The organism is Streptomyces sp. NPDC096323 (genome assembly GCF_040302845.1).
Taxonomy (GTDB): Bacteria; Actinomycetota; Actinomycetes; order Streptomycetales; family Streptomycetaceae; genus Streptomyces.
This window is the reverse complement of sequence record NZ_JBEOSI010000001.1, coordinates 742730-757904: the sequence shown is the minus strand read 5'-3', so window position 1 is coordinate 757904 and position 15175 is coordinate 742730. Positions and strand designations below refer to the sequence as shown.

Annotated in this window: 9 protein-coding genes and 1 pseudogene; 3 read left to right on the top strand and 7 right to left on the bottom strand. The window is 67.8% G+C overall.

Annotation, left to right across the window (positions count from 1 at the left end):
• Positions 1 to 48: 48 nt before the first annotated feature.
• The 3 genes from ABTX18_RS03330 to ABTX18_RS03320 all read right to left on the bottom strand — a co-directional run bounded on the left by ABTX18_RS03330 (position 49) and on the right by ABTX18_RS03320 (position 4480).
• Entirely contained in the window at positions 49 to 528 is a 480-nt protein-coding gene (locus ABTX18_RS03330) for a GtrA domain-containing protein (protein ID WP_352121020.1), read from the bottom strand.
• Positions 529 to 690: 162 nt separating this feature from the next.
• A complete protein-coding gene (locus ABTX18_RS03325; protein WP_352121019.1) occupies positions 691 to 2832 on the bottom strand; it encodes a UvrD-helicase domain-containing protein in 2142 nt (713 codons plus the stop codon).
• A 55-nt stretch (positions 2833 to 2887) separates the two neighbouring features.
• Positions 2888 to 4480 (bottom strand): serine/threonine-protein kinase, encoded by a 1593-nt coding sequence (locus tag ABTX18_RS03320; protein ID WP_352121018.1) that lies wholly within the window; start codon positions 4478 to 4480, stop codon positions 2888 to 2890.
• Positions 4481 to 4723: 243 nt separating this feature from the next.
• Here ABTX18_RS03320 and ABTX18_RS03315 point away from each other — a divergent pair, with 243 nt between their 5' ends.
• Positions 4724 to 6040, top strand: a complete 1317-nt coding sequence (locus tag ABTX18_RS03315; protein ID WP_352121017.1) for a hypothetical protein — start codon at positions 4724 to 4726, stop codon at positions 6038 to 6040.
• A 723-nt stretch (positions 6041 to 6763) separates the two neighbouring features.
• Here the strand turns inward: ABTX18_RS03315 and ABTX18_RS03310 are convergent.
• Positions 6764 to 7225: pseudogene (locus ABTX18_RS03310) on the bottom strand (ATP-binding protein); the annotation flags it as partial.
• Positions 7226 to 7343: 118 nt separating this feature from the next.
• Here ABTX18_RS03310 and ABTX18_RS03305 point away from each other — a divergent pair.
• Both ABTX18_RS03305 and ABTX18_RS03300 read left to right on the top strand, forming a co-directional pair.
• Complete coding sequence (locus ABTX18_RS03305; RefSeq protein WP_352121158.1) at positions 7344 to 8210, top strand: helix-turn-helix domain-containing protein; 867 nt, start codon at positions 7344 to 7346, stop codon at positions 8208 to 8210.
• A gap of 20 nt (positions 8211 to 8230) precedes the next feature.
• Positions 8231 to 8461, top strand: coding sequence for a DUF397 domain-containing protein (locus ABTX18_RS03300; RefSeq protein WP_352121016.1), 231 nt, complete (start codon positions 8231 to 8233; stop codon positions 8459 to 8461).
• Between the two features lie 79 nt (positions 8462 to 8540).
• Here the strand turns inward: ABTX18_RS03300 and ABTX18_RS03295 are convergent, their stop codons facing one another.
• Genes ABTX18_RS03295 through ABTX18_RS03285 form a run of 3 tightly spaced genes read right to left on the bottom strand, consistent with a single transcriptional unit; the run spans position 8541 to position 15126 of the window.
• A complete protein-coding gene (locus ABTX18_RS03295) occupies positions 8541 to 11726 on the bottom strand; it encodes a type I restriction endonuclease subunit R (RefSeq protein WP_352121015.1) in 3186 nt (1061 codons plus the stop codon).
• Positions 11723 to 13012: a restriction endonuclease subunit S gene (locus ABTX18_RS03290; protein WP_352121014.1), complete on the bottom strand. Its 1290-nt coding sequence runs from the start codon at positions 13010 to 13012 to the stop codon at positions 11723 to 11725. The genes ABTX18_RS03295 and ABTX18_RS03290 overlap by 4 nt, the downstream gene beginning before the upstream one ends.
• Positions 13009 to 15126 carry a type I restriction-modification system subunit M gene (locus ABTX18_RS03285; RefSeq protein WP_352121013.1) on the bottom strand — a complete coding sequence of 706 codons (2118 nt, stop codon included), beginning with the start codon at positions 15124 to 15126 and terminating at the stop codon, positions 13009 to 13011. Before ABTX18_RS03285 ends, ABTX18_RS03290 begins: the two co-directional genes overlap by 4 nt.
• Between the last annotated feature and the right edge of the window lie 49 nt (positions 15127 to 15175).

The window sequence follows — 15175 nt, the reverse complement described above, 5'->3', positions numbered from 1 at the left end:
CAAGCGTTTCCGCGCGCCGCCCGGTCGATCCGCAGGGCGGCGTCGTACTCAGGCGGCCATGGCCACGGACGCCTTGCCCAGCGACGCCGTACGAGCCCCGCCCGCCTTGCGCTCCCCGAAGACCACCACCCGCAGCAGCGCGAACCGCCCGGCGCCCGCGAGGGCCGACGCCGAGAGGTAGACGCTCTGCTGCACCAGCGTCGAAGGTTCGGACCGGATCGCGTACAGGCAGAGCAGCGCCCCGGTCGTGAAGGCGTAGCTCACGGCGACGGTCAGCCCGGACTGAAGGTGCACAGCCCACCCGCCGCGCCCGCTACGGAACGAGACCCGGCTGTGCAGTTCGGTCGCGATCACCGTCGACACGACGGTAACCAGAGCGTTGGCGAGGGCCAGCGGCATCCGGTCGTGGAGCAGGACCAGCACACCGCTGGACGCGACCCCGACCCCGCCACCGCAGATCACAAAGCGCACGAAGGCCGCGAGGGCCGGGTGAAGCGTGCGCGTCGGCTGGAGCGAAGGGGCGGTCACGAGGGGGCCTCCGAAGGCTGGGTGTGAAGCGGTGTGCCTATTCCACTCCAGAACCTACGGACCGGACGTCCTCCGCACGACCCGGTTTCTCCCCTACCTTCCTGGGGGTTATCCCCCAGAGGGATGGGGGGTTACTGCCCTGAGGGGACGGCCGCCCGCCCCTCAGATCGCCGCTCCCGCCTCCACCAGGAACGCACTCGGAGCTCCCGACCAGGACACGTACAGGCCGTCGCGCGCCCGGGTGCAGGCGACGAAGAGCAGGCAGCGCTCAGCCATCAGGTCCGCCTCGTGCTGCAGGCGGTCCGCGTCGGCCGGCGTGACGGCGCCCGGGTAGGGCAGCGCCCCGTCGTGCACCCCGATGACGGCCACGCAGCGGAACTCAAGTCCCTTGAAGGAGTGCATCGTTCCGACGCGGACGGCCGGTGGGCCCTCGGAGGCTTCGGACCGCAGTCGTGCCGAGGGGATTCCGGCCGCCGTCAGCCGTTCGACGGCCTTGGCGCAGTTCTTGTTGAAGCGTGCGCTGACGCCGATGTCGCCGGGGCTGACACCGGCCTCCGTCCACGCGTGGATCTGCGTGACCAGGGCGTCCAGCTCCGCCTCCTCCGAAGCGGCTCCGTGCACGACCGGGCCGCTCCCGTGCAGTGCGGAGCGGTAGCCCAGCAGCGTCTCGTTGCGGTCGTCGTCCTCGAGTTGCGCGAACGGACGGCCGACGAGCAGTGCGGTGGACCAGCTCAGGATCTCGTGCGTACTGCGGTAGTTCTTTCGCATCTTCGTCGAGCGGCCCGTGACCTTGATGCCGAGCGCCCTCAGTGACACCCGCGAGTCGTAGATCCGCTGGTGAGGGTCCCCGGCGATGAACAGATCGTCGGGGCGCGGCGGGGCGGCGGCGCGCAGCAGCCGCCACTGCGCTGGGTGGAGGTCCTGGGCCTCGTCCACGACGATGTGCCGGTAGAGGGCTTGCCGCCCTTCGAGGAGGTCCGCGGCCTCCGCACACGTACCCAGGTAGGTGCGCAGGCCGTCGGCGGCAAGGCCGTCGGTGAACGCCTGGATCGTGCGCCACACGACGAGCCGCTGGGCGACGGGGAGCCGGCTGCCCCGTCCGGGCCGGTCGGCGGCTTCGTACTCCTGCGGACTCCGCAGGTTCTGGGCGAGGACGACGTGCTTGTACTCCTGGGCCAGGAACTGGGGCGTGCCGGTGAAGCCGGTGGCGCGCGCGGCCTGTTCCCAGCGGGTCTGCTCCTCACCGGCCCGGAGCGGACGGCGGGACGTGGCGACGACCCGGCTGGCCAGCGCGTCGACCGTCGTGATGTCCACCCGGTCGCGCCGGTGCGCGTCCTCGACGAGGGCGGCGAGACCGCTGCGCAGGGCGTCGACGAGCGCGTTGGTGTACGTGGTGAGCAGGATGCGCTCGCCGTCGCGCAGGAACCCGAGGAGATGGCGAACCCGGTGCAGCGCGACGACTGTCTTACCGGTGCCGGGGCCGCCGGTGACCTGGGCAGGGCCTGAGTAGCTGGCCCGGTAGGCGACCTTGTGCTGGGAGGGGTGCAGGAAGACGCGCCAGGCGGCGAACGGCTTGTCGAGGATGTCGCGGAGCTCGTCGGACGCGGTGATGAGGGCGATGCGGGTGCCGGTGCGGTGGATGGCGGTCGCGAAGTCGGCGGTGTCCACGGGCGCGGTGTCGGCGGGGGCGGCGGAGAGACCGACCGACACCACGTCCCGCCACACCTCCTCCACGGTGAAGCCCGCGGCGAGATATTCGAGAACCTCGCGCTGGTCCTGGGGAAAGTACGGCGCGAAGACCTCCAGCTGCTCGAGGTTGGTGAGGGCGCGGGCCTGACGCAGCGTCGTCCCGTCGATCCCGAGCGCGGTCATGTCCCCGTCGGACACCTTCGCGAACAGCCGCTGGTCGGGAGCGGGTGCGATGCGTTCGTACGCGGGGGTGAGCTCGTCGAGCATCGCGATGTCGCGGATCTCGACGGCCCGGGTCACGGTGTTGATGCTGGCCTTCTGCTTGATGGCCCAGTCGATCGCCTTGTCGTGCGGCATCACGCGCAGCAGCACGAACGTGTCGCCGCTGTCGGGCGCGAGGACGACACCCCGCGTCCCCTGGTCGATCCGGATGGTCCGGATATGAGGGTCACGGGCGCGCTTCAGGCTCTCCAGCTTCAGCCCGGGGTCCTTGAACAGCTGGTCCAGGGTGAGGCGTTCGAACTTCTCCCACGCGCTGAACACACCCTCCTTCACACTCCCCTGGAGTTTGCCGAGCTGAGCGCAGAAACCGACGTCGAACGCGAGGTGGGGCATGGGCGGACTCTCCGGGAAGACGGGCGGGCGGACGAATCGGGGGAGGGACGGGCAGTCAGGCCGCCGGGTCGTCGAGATCGAGGCCGATCAGCGCCAGTGCCTCGCCGACGTCCTGGGTCATCTCGTCGCCGGCTCCGAAGACGAGACACAGGTCGTCGTGCAACGGCCGGAGTATCCGACGGGCCTCGGCCGCCTGTCCCTGGGCGAGCAGCAGCATGCCGATGTCGCGGCGCAGTTCGACGGCCTCCTCGCTGAGATCGCTGTCGACATTCCGTACGACGTCGAGGAGGCCACGCAGCGCGGCGAGCGCGTCGGTGACCTGGCCGATCTTGGCACGGCAGCGGGCCGCCTGGGCGCGGCAGGCGCGGGCCCGTTCGCCGGTGGGGCCGTCGGTGCGCGCGTAGGCATCCGCCAGCGCGTCGAACTCGGGCAGGGCGGCCCGGTAGTCCCCGCCGAGCAGCTGGATCGCGGCCCGGCCGGTCCGCAGCTCCAGGACCCTCCGGCTCTCCGAGCCGAGCGCACGGGCGGCGGGTTCGATGATCTCCCCGAGCACCTCGGCGGCCTGGGTGAACCGCTCCTCTTCCAGGAGCGCGTCGGAGTGCGCGTACGCCTCCTCGATCTCGGCGCGCAACTGCGCCGGTACGGGGACGGGCGCGGCGGGTCCGGCAGCCGGATCGGCGGCCACGGGCCCGGGGCGGCCCGCCCCCGCGCGGGCCCGGGGCGCGTACGGGTTGCGGAAGACTCCCGTCGGGTCCGGCGCCCCCGCCGGTCCCGCCTCGCCGGGTCCGGGCGCCCGGCCGGGCGGCGGCAGGAAGGGCCGCAGCCGCTCGTACACGTCCTGCACATCGGCGGGCCGTGCCTCGGGCGCCTTGAGGAGCAGGTGCAGGACAAGGTCCTCGAGCTCCTGCGGCACCTCGGGGCGCAGTACGCGCAGGGGAGTGGGCGCGGCGTTCACGTGCTGGTGCATCACCATGTACTCACTGTCCGCCGTGAACAGCAACCGCCCGCTGAGCAGTTCGTGCAGCACGCAGCCGAGGGCGTACAGATCGGTCTGCGGTGTGGTCCGCCCACCCCGCACCTGCTCGGGCGCCATGTACTGGTACGTGCCGATGGGCGTGCCGGTCGCGGTCAGCTTGGTGACATCGGTCCGCAGGATCGCCGCGATCCCGAAGTCGAGGACCTTCACCGTCCCGTCGCGGGCGACCAGGATGTTGCCGGGCTTGAGGTCGCGGTGGATGACCGGCACCTCGTGCGCGTACGAGAGCACGGTGGAGACCTGCGCCGCCACCGCCACCGCCCAGCTGACCGGAAGCAGCCGGTCCGGGGCGATGTACGCGGACAGCGACACCCCGTCCACCAGCTCCATGACCAGGAACAGCCGCTCGTAGGTGTCGTCGAGCACCGCGTCGTACACCTGCGGCACACCGGGGTGCTGGATGCGCGCGGTGATCCGCGCCTCGCGGCGGAAGCGCTTGGCGAACTCCTCCGCGAGCTGCTGCGAGCCGCCGACGGACTGCTGCCGGATCAGCTTCACGGCGACGGGCCGGTCGAGCACGGCGTCGTAGCCGCGCCACACGTCCCCCATGCCGCCGTTGTCGAGGGGCTCCAGGAGCTCGTACCGACCTGCGATCGGCTGCTGCTGCGGCACATTGCCCCCGTGTGTGCGTGTGCTGGCCGGTGCGCGCGGCTGGATGGACCGGCTTTCGGCAGGGTGAAGGGCAAGTGTCCCTGGTGAGGAGATCTTCAGTCCAGCGCCGGCGGTGCAGGAGTGTCCGGGACGCCTCTTTCCGGTCAGGTGGGTGGGAACGGTTCCCCGTGGTTGAATCCGCAAGGTTCATGCCGTTCCTGTCGGAGGTCGGCCGTACGCTGTTGTCGGAAATTGGGGGAGACGATGATTGACTACCGCAAGGCGAACGTACCGGTGTGGACGCTGGCGACCGGTGACGTACGGGTGCCCGCAGTGGTCGGGGACGAGCCGATGACGGCGGCGCGCCTGGCCGAACTGCGCAGTGCGCTGGCCGGCTTGGCGGACCAGCCGATTGCCACACTTGAGGCGCATCCGCTTCCCGGCACGCTGGACCGCAGCAAGGGCATGTCGCTCGACGCCGTCAGTCCCCTGGCGCAGCACCTGTCGCAGCTCATCACACAGTCGGCGCGCGGTTCCTCCGCGGCGGCCAGGGCGACCGCTTCCGGTGAGTGCCTGTTCCGCATGGTGGTCCCGGCGAAGGTGGCCGCCCAGTACGGACAGGGTGTCGTCCGTCCGATGGTGGCGAAGGGGGCGATCTGTGGCTTCCGCGGCCCCCTCGTGAATGCCACCACGGGCAAGATCGCCGCCGGCACGACGTTCGTTCCGGTCGGTACGGCAACAGCGGGCGCGGCCGGTGGCGCCGGTGCGGCGGCCGGCGTCGCGGTCGGCGGGAGCGTGGCGCTCACCGTGGCCGCGCCGCTCGTGCTCATGGCCGTGGCGGTGGGCGTGAGCGCGCACGTCGATCACAAGCGACAGCAGGCCATCGAGCACATCACGGAACTGCTGGAGCAACTGCACGAACAGAAGCTCGACGACGAGCACAGCGAACTCGACGGCTGCCGCGACGCCATCGACAAGGCCACCGCCCTTCTGCTCGACCAGGGCAAGCTCGGCCTCTCGCTGGGGCTGGACTCGGCGGTGCATGCCATCAACACGGCACTGGGCGCCGCTGACCGTCGCCTCGCCCGGTGGCGGAGCGCACTCGACAATCTGCCCGAGGGCAAGGCCGTGGAGATCGGCACACTGGCCAAGTCCTTCCCCGGTATCGACGAGGAAGGCGGCAGATTCCGCGCCCACCTCGAACTCGCCGCCCTGGCCATCGCGCTGAAGCGGCGCGTCGTCGTCCTTCAGGCCGTGGAGCACGCCCAGAGCGACCCCGACAACCTGTTCAAGAACTTCGCCGGCGCCCTGAAGAAGGACCAGCACCGCCTCGACGAACTGGAGTCGGGCATGACCGGTGTCCTGGAACGCCTTTCGACGCTGGAGCTGGGACGCCCGAGCGGTCTGCGGCCCGTCTTCACCAACGCTGAAGTCGATCGCCTGATGCGCGCGGCCAACCGGATTCGCAGGCTGGGTGACGGCGCCGCGGCCGACAGCCGTGCGACGGATGTGGCCATTGAGATCGCCCGCGAGAAGGACGGCTCGGTGGTCGTGTTCCCCGCCCTGTCCGCGTCGGTGTAGGCGAGCTCGCAGTACGCGGGTGGGTGCTCTGTCGGTGTGCCTGCAGTCGGATCACGTTGCCGTGATCCGGCTGCCCGACCTCCGGAGGGCGAACCCCAACTCGGCGGTAGCACGGTTGAGTTACTGGTCACACTCATGAATGCTTGCCGCATGGAAGATGACGGGGGCTACACGCGCAGAGAGCTCCGGCGACTGGATCCCGCAGTGCGGGCGGACGTCGTGCGCGTCCTGGACTGTGTCGTCCGAGAGCTCCCGTGTCTCTGGCGGCGTCGCAGGGGAGTGCGTCAGTTCATGGTGTTCCTCGACGGTCCGAAGAACGTGCGCATGGAGAGGTTGGCCCGGGGGGCGCTGAGCGCGTACGGGTATACCGACGAGTTCCACCGCTGGGCCGGCGGCGTCCCGCGGGCCAAGGCCGAGGAGCACGGCTGTGCCGCCCTGGTGCACGGGAACCGCATCCACGCGAGGTTCTGGCAGATCGGCCTCTATGGGGCGGCCCTCTTAAATCCCGACACCTCCGTCATCATCCGCATGGTCCACCGACATGTATCCAGGGACCTCCACTTCGGGTTCAGGTTCGACGTCAAAGGCCGGATCTTCCCGCGCCTCGTCTTCCCCGCCTGGGTGCTCGAGACCCTCGCCAACGCACGGCAGGACTGACCCGGGGCCGGGAACCGCGTGCTGTGACGGATGCGCGCGGCTGTCGAGCCGGCGCGTCGGCACCGGTTCCAGAACGGCCCAGACCGTCTTGCCGGGCCCGTCCGTGCACGGGTACCAGCCCCAGCGATCCGCCAGAGCGGCTACCAGAACGAGCCCGCGGCCGCTGTCGCTGTCTCCGTCCAGCCCGCCCGGCGGTTCGGCGAGGACCGGGATGCGTTCGCCGCGAGTGTCGGTGACCTCGATACGCAGAGCGGTGCCCTCGGCGGACACGCACAGCCGGAAGTCGCGGCCCGGGACGAGCCCGTGGCACACCGCGTTGGCGCTCAGCTCGGCGACGACGAGCGTCAGCGCGTCGTGCGTGTCGCTGCCGTACGGGATGCCCCACGCGTCGAACCGCTCACCGGCCAGGCGCCGGGCGAGGCGGGCACCACGAGGCGTGGAGCTGAAGCGCATCGAGAAGTGGTGCCACGGGAAGCGGTGTTGCGCGGTCGGAAGCGGGCGCACGGGGAGTGAGGGATTGCTGGTCATGACCCCAAGGTGGCCCTCAGTGGCGTAGCGTGACCAGGGGTGACGCGCCGTCGCGGACTGCTTGTACGCGGAGGCGGTCGGCGTGTACGTACGTGAGTGCGTGGGACAGGCGGTGGCGATGACGGTGGTACGGGGCGACGCGGAGCCGGGCACGGGCGCGGAGACCGGGGAACGTCCGGAGGGCGAGCCGGGGTCCGGGGTGATGATGGCGTTCGGACGGCAGCTGAAGCTGTTACGGCTCCGAGCGGGCCTGGACCGGACCGAGTTCGGCAAGCTGGTGGGCTACGCGGCCCAGTCGATCGCGTCGTTCGAGCAGGGGCGGCGGATCCCGCAGCCGGCGTTCATCGACAAGGCGGACCCGGTGCTGGACGCCGGGGGCTTGTTGCTGGCGTTGAAGGACGAGGTGGCGCGGGCGCAGTACCCATCGTTCTTCCGGGATATGGCGCGTTTGGAAGCGGAGGCAGTGGAGCTGTGTGCGTACGACACGCACATGGTCAAGGGCCTCTTGCAGACCGAGGAGTACATGCGCGCGGTGCTTGCCATGCGCCGTCCGCTGCTGGACGAGGCAACCATCGAACTCCGCGTCGCCGGGCGTCTGGCGAGGCAGGAAATCTTCAGCCGCTGGCCTGCTCCTCTCCTGAGCTTTGTGATGGAGGAGTCAGTCCTGCGGAGACCCCTCGGCGGTCGGGACGTTTTGCGAGGGCAACTGGAACAACTCCTGTTGTTCGGCCGGAACCGCAACGTAGAGATCCAAGTGATGCCGCTCGACCGGGAGGACAACGCGGGCGTGGACGGGCCGTATACGGTGATCACTCGCAAGGGCGGGGAGCAGTTCGTATATATGGAGGCCCAGGGGCGCAGCAACCTGCTGACGGATCGGGACGAGACGCGGCTGGCCGCAGCGCGCTATGGGATCATCCGGAGTCAGGCTCTCACTCCGCGAGAGACTCTGGGATTCATCGAGAAGTTGCTGGGAGATCTATGAACACCACCGATACTCCTGCCATGCGGGAGCTGGCTTGGTTCAAGAGCAGCTACAGCGGGGCCGAAGGCGGTCAGTGCGTAGAGATCGCCTGGCGCAAGAGCAGCTACAGCGGTGCGGAGGGCGGCGATTGCGTGGAAGTTGCCGCCGTACCCACCCACGTACACATCCGCGACTCGAAGCAGCTCAGCGGCCCCATGCTGACCGTTGGTCCAGAAGCGTGGGCCGGGTTCGTCGGCCTCGTCACCGGCTGACGCACACAACGACGGGAGGGTCCCGCCGCGGGCCGCGTAGGCGCAATGGCGGGACCCTCCCGTCGTCGTGTGCGGGGGACTACTCGTCCACATTCTCCTCGCGGCGGATCATCCGCCACGCCGCCCGGCGAGCACTGCGGTCCAGGCTGGACCGGAAGTCCTTGTCGGGGCCGAAGTACTGGCGCCCTATGCCGGCGGTCGTCTCGATGTGGTCGGCCATGTTGTCGGCGAAGGCGCGGTCGAAGACCTTGCCGAAGTTCGCCTCGTCGTTGACGACGGCCGCGGCCCGGACCTTCGGGTCCTCGGTCGTCTTCTTGAACGGCTTGCGGACGTCGTCCTCGGTGAACTCCGTGCCGAACTTGGCGTTGAACGCCTCGATCAGTTCAGACAGCAGCGACTTCTCCGCCTCCGCCGCACCGCCCGAGCCGTCGCCGAAGCCGGGGAGTTCGACGGCTCCCTCGGGTGAGAGCGACACGTCGTACTCGCCGGTCCTCTCCACCCGCAGGTGGCTGAGGTCGATCTCCCCTATGTCGACGCCGCCGTCCGCACGGCGGGGGAGTCGGTTGAGGAGGTAGCGGCCGTAGAGGTGCAACCGCTCCAGCTCGGGGTCGCGGTAGGGGACGATCTGCGCGAGGAAGCCGTACTTCCGCACGTAGTCGTTGAGGTCCGCGCGGAAGTCCTCGGCCGTCTCGACATCGTCGTCCTCCTCGCTCTCCAGGAGGGGCGTGAAGCGGGCGACGGCGGGGGAGAGAAGCCGGTACAGCTCGGCGTGCAGCTTCTCCCACTTCGCCTGCGAGCCGGCCGCCTTCTCCTTCGCCGCGAAGTACGCGGTGGCGAACTCGTCCATCTCCGACTCGGAGATGACCGGGGCCGACATGACCCGGCTCTGTGCGGTGTAGAGCAGGTTCGGGTCGGAGGGGAGGGTGTTGGCCTCCTCGAAGTACGGACGGAACGCGTCCTGGATGTCCTGCGCGTCGTTCACGAAGTCCAGGACCGCCAGGTCCGCCTGCGTCTTGCGGTCGGCGGTGCGGTTGAGACGGGAGAGCGTCTGAACCGCGGAGATGCCGGTCAGCGTCTTGTTGACGTACATGGTGGTGAGGAGCGGCTGGTCGAAGCCGGTCTGGTACTTCTCCGCGACGACCAGGATCTTGTACTCCTGCTGGCCCCGCCCGCCCGCGCCGACCGCCTTGTCGTCGGCCCGGGTGTACGCGAACGCCTTCGGCAGTGCGCTCTCCGGGATGCCGCCGTTCTCCTTTGACTCGGTCGTTTCGTCCGTGTCGTCACCGACCGTGAGCGAGCCAGAGAAGGCCACCAGGACGCCGAGGTCCGGGTACTTGGTGTCGTACTCCCTGTCCTTGATGTAGCTCTTGATCGCCCGCGCCATCTCCGCAGCGGACTGTCGTGAGGCGGTGACCACCATGGACTTGGCCCGCCCGCCGAGCCGACCTCGGGAGTGGGTCAGGAAGTGCTCGACGATCACCTGGGCGTGCTGGGTGACAGTGCTCTCGTGGGTGAGTGCGTACCGGGCGAGCAGCGTGTTGGCCTTGGAGGGGTCCACCTCACGCTCGTCCGGGTTCTCGTTCACCAGCTTCCAGTACGTGTTGTACGTGACGTAGTTCCGCAGTGGGTCGAGGATGAACCCTTCCTCGATGGCCTGACGCATGGAGTACGTGTGGAAGGGGCGGTAGGCCGCCTTGCCGTCCACGGTGTCTTCCGTGCCGAAGAGTTCGAGCGTCTTGGCCTTCGGGGTGGCGGTGAAGGCGAAGTAGGAGAGGTTAGCGGCCTGTGAGCGCTCCGCGGCCTTCTTCTTCAGCTTCTCGTCAAGCGTGACGGCCGTCGCGCCCTGCTCGTCCGAGTCGGAGTCCAGGCCGAGGTCGCGGAGAGCAGCCCGCACGGCGGTGGCGGCGTCGCCGGACTGGGAGGAGTGGGCCTCGTCCACGATGATGGCGAAGCTGGTGCCGCTGATCTCGGTCGGATTGCGCTGGATGTAGTCCAGCAGCGCCGGGAACGAGTGCAGGGTGACCGTCACGATCTTGCCGGTGTCGCGGGAGAGCGCGCGGGCGAGCTGCTCGCTCTTCGAACCGTGCTTCTCGTCGACCTTCACGACCAGGCCCTCGGTCTGCGAGAAGCTGCCGACCGTTTCGCGGAGCTGGGCGTCGAGGTTGCGCCGGTCCGTGATGACGATGACCTTGTCGAACACGGGTGAGCCCGGCTTGATCCGGCCGGTCGCGAGGGCGTCGGGGTCGAGTGTGCGGGGATCGGTGTCGGCGTGGAGGTCGCTCAGGCGGTGGGCGAGCCAGCCGATGGTGTTCGACTTGCCGGAACCGGCGGACGCCATCACGAGGTAGTTCTGGCCCACGCCGTGGATGGAAGCGTGGGTGGTCAGCTTCTTGACGACGTCCCACTGGTGGAAGCGCGGGAAGATCGTCGATTTGGTGGTCCCGCCGCCGGGGGTCTTGGTCTTCTGCTGGTGCACGTAACGCTGAAGCAGATCCAGCCAGTTGTCCCGCGCCCAGACCTGCTCCCACAGGTAGGAGGTGGCGTAGGTGCCATACGCGGTCGGGTCCGGGTTTCCGGCACCACCGGGCAGGCCGGCGCCGTTGGAGCCGGTGTTGAAGGGGAGGAAGCGGGTGTTCTTGCCCCGGAGCTGGGTGGCGACGAAGACGAGATCCGGGTCCACGGCGAAGTTGGCGATGACGCGGCGGGTGAAGATCAGCTCGGTGGGGTCGCGGTCGGTGCGGTACTGCTCCTTGGCGTGTTCGACGCCCTGCCGGGTGAGCGGGTTCTTCAACTCGGCTGTGGCGACCGGGATGCCGTTCAGGAACAGGGTCAGGTCGAGCCGGTTGTTCCAGTCCGCCTGCTTGGTGGCGTAGGCGAGTTCCCGTACGACGGTGAGGCGGTTGGCGCGGTAGCCGTCTAGCACGGAGTCGTCAGCGACGAGATTCGGCTTGAAGTAGGCCACGCGGAGACGGACACCCTGGTCCTTGACGCCGTTGCGGAGGACCTTGAGCAGGCCCTCTTCGCTGATGGCCTTGTCGAGCCGCTGGGCGAAGCCGCGCTGGGCGGCGTTGACGTCGTTGCCGTAGAAGGCGAGGAGTTCGTCCCACTCGTGGATCTGACTCTCGCCGAGGAACGTGAACAACTCGTTGGTGTCGAGGCCGAGGTCGGCCTGGTAGTCCTCGGGGCGTGCTTCGTGCCAGCCGCGCTCGGTCATGGCGGCGACGATGGCATCGCCGAAGGCGGACTCGCTGTGGATGGGGCTCATACCGATACCCCGTCCGTTACGTTGCGGCCGCTGGCGGTGGAGACGTCGAACTGGCCGGTTACGGCGGCGGTGATGAGGGCTTGGCGGCGTTCGTTTGCGACGCGCTGGAACCTTGAGATGACTTGTGTCGCTTGCTGTACCTCGGCAAGTTTCGAATCGAGCATCTGTACCGCCGAATCTTGCTCGGTGCGAGGTGGGAGATAGATTGGGAAGGATTTTAGTCCATCATTGTTAATGATGCGAATTCGTGAGTACTGCGCCCATTCCCTCAGTTCCCTTTCGGCAGCTCGAAGCTGCCATGCGATGAATCTGCCATTGACGCCAGGTGACGGAGAGAGTGCGGTTAGTTGCTGATTCCCGGTGGCTTCGTGAGGTAGATAGCCAACTTTGCCGAGAGATTCTCCGATTCCCGTTACGATCACGCTTCCGGCGGGAAACTTCGGCAGTCCACTGCTGTCGCGTGTCACTTTCTCGGCGCTATCGATCAACATCCATTCGTCGATGCTGGCAGGCGTGTACCAAGGGAGATCATTGTGTGCCACGGTATCTACCGTGGGGCGCAGATCGGCGGGTGTTGATCCTGTCTGCACGACTGAAATTGCGCGTCGCAATTGAACCACTCGCTGCTTGCTGCCGAGCATGCCGTTGACTGTGATGCGTCCGGACAATTGTGCAGATGCGTGTGCGAGGCTCTCGCGGATCAATGCCAGTTGTTCGCTCCGCAGAGTCGAGAGCCTGTCAATGCGCGCGGTCTCGGCGTCGAGGAAGTCGGCGATGCGGCGCTGCTCCTCCTGTGGAGGGATCGGTACCTGCACTTCCCGTACGACATCGAGATTGATGCGCGAACGGGTCGTTCCTCGGGTGAGCGTGCGGATCTGCTGCGAAATAGCTGACGAGCTGAGCGCCCAGGCGGCGTAGCGGTGTGTGAGACGGGATTCGTCAAGTCGGGCACGAAAGCAATCGGCTTTGACGATAGCGGGACCCAATGAGTGGGGAGCTAGGCAGGCTCGGCCAACCGGATGGTTGGTATCGCCGAGCCCTGCAATAATTAGGTCTCCCTCCTTGACCTCGTGACGACTCAGCTTTTTGAAGTACTCCAGCGGGATATACGCTTCGTCTGCATCGCGGAAGGTGGCTGATCCGATATTTCCGAGGCGAATTACTCGTGCCCCATTGTCTGAGTAGTGGCTGCTTGTGAGTGAGCTCCCGAACGGGCCATCCGTCAGGTCGTTGATGAATCGCCGAATTGGTACAATTGGGAAGGAACTTGCCATGACATCGGTCATTTCGTTACCTCACCCAGCAGTGCCTGGATCTCCGCCTCAAGCGCCTTCAACTCCGCGTCGATCTCCGCCAATGGCCGCGGCGGCTCATACACATAGAAGTGCCGCGTGAACGGAATCTCGTACCCCACCTTCGTCTTCGTGTGGTCGATCCACGCATCCGGCACATGCGGGTGCACCTCCCGCGTCAGGTACTCCTCCACGTCCTCACCCAGCGGCACGTTCTCGTAATCCCGAAGCTCCGCATCCGGCTCCGAAGCACCGCCCTTGAGGAGCTGCACCTCCCCCTCCGGATCCCGCACCCCCACCGCATCCCGAAACGCCTTGGCGAACGGCGCCCCGGCCGGCCCGGGAACACCAGCAGCCGCCATCGCGTCGCGCACCGCCACCTGAGCCTCGGACTTGGTCGCCCACTCCGAGCCCAGCAGCGGCCTCAACGCATCCCCGAGGACCGACACCTCAGCATCGGCCAGCATCTGGAACCGGACTTCCTCATCCTCCGTGAGCTTCCGCCGGGCCTTCGCCTTCGCGGCGAGCTCCGGCTCACGCGGCAGGAAGCGTTCCTCCGCCCACTTCTGCACCGGCTTCGACGCGAGCAGCGCGGCCAGGGTCTCCTCCGTCAGCTCGAACCGCAGCTTCAACGGGCGCTCCACCGTGATCCGCTGGTAGCCGAACGCCGTGTTGTCGAAGACCTTCACCTTGGCGTGCAGCGGGTGCTCCGCGTCCGCCGCCGCTGCCACCGCTTCCCCGTACAGGCGGGTGATGTCGCCGATGTGGTTCGGCTTGCCACCCGTACCGTCGCCCAGTTCCTTGCGCTTGTCGCCCAGCGACTTGCGCATCTTCACCCACTGGTCGCGCGCGTCCAGCAACACGACCTTGCCCTTGTGCTGGGCGTCCTTCCGGTTCGTCAGGATCCAGAAGTACGTGGAGATCCCCGTGTTGTAGAAGAGCTGGTCGGGCAGGGCGACGATCGCCTCCAGCCAGTCGTTCTCCAGGATCCAGCGGCGGATCTCCGACTCGCCCGAACCGGCCGCGCCCGTGAACAGGGGTGAACCGTTGAAGACGATCGCGATGCGCGAGCCGCCCCCGCCGTTCACGTCCACCGGCTTCATCTTCGAGATCATGTGCTGGAGGAACAGCAGCGAGCCGTCGTTGATACGAGGCAGGCCCGCACCGAAGCGGCCGGAGTCGCCGAGGTTTGCGTGCTCGTACTCGACCTCCTCCTTGACCTTCTTCCACTCCACGCCGAACGGCGGATTCGCCAGCAGGTAGTCGAACCTCTCGCGCTTGTGGCCGTCGTCCGAGAAGGAGTTGCCGAACGCGATGTTCTCCGGGTTCTGGCCCTTGATCATCAGGTCGGACCGGCAGATCGCCCAGGACTCCGGGTTGAGTTCCTGGCCGCTCACCTCCACTGTGGCGTCCTTGTTGTACGCCTTGATGTGGTCCTCGGCCGCGCTGAGCATGCCGCCCGTGCCGCAGGCCGGGTCCATGACCGTGCGGACGACACCGGGCATGCTGAGCGCGTCGCCGTCCGGGGCGATGAGCAGGCTGACCATCAGCTTGATGACTTCGCGCGGGGTGAAGTGCTCGCCCGCGGTCTCGTTGGACTGCTCGGAGAAGCGGCGGATCAGCTCCTCGAAGATGTAGCCCATGTTGTGGTTGGACACGGCTTCGGGGCGCAGGTCCAGGTCCGTGAACTTGCCGATGACCTGATAGAGCAGGTTCGCGCTGTCCAGCTTGCGGATCTGCTGGGCGAACTCGTACTTCTCCAGCACCTCGCGGGCGTTCGGCGAGAAGGCGCCGATGTAGATCTGGAGGTTCGTCGCCGCGTTGTCCGGGTCACCGGCGATCGACTTCAGCGTCAGGCTGCTCGTGTTGTAAAACGAGTGGCCCGCGGCACGTGGCAGGAAGTAGTCCGGGTCGAGATCCTGTTCCTTGCACCGGACGACCGCTTCCGCGACCTTCTCGCGCGTCGGCTCCAGGACGCACTCCAGGCGGCGCAGCACGGTGAACGGCAGGATGACCTTGCCGTAGTCGGACTGCTTGTAATCGCCGCGCAGGAGGTCGGCGACGGACCAGGCGTGGTTCGCCAGTTCCGTGTGCTTACTGCTGTTCAACGCGTTCCCTTCGATGGACCCGGACCGGCCGGGACGGTTGCGCTTCAGT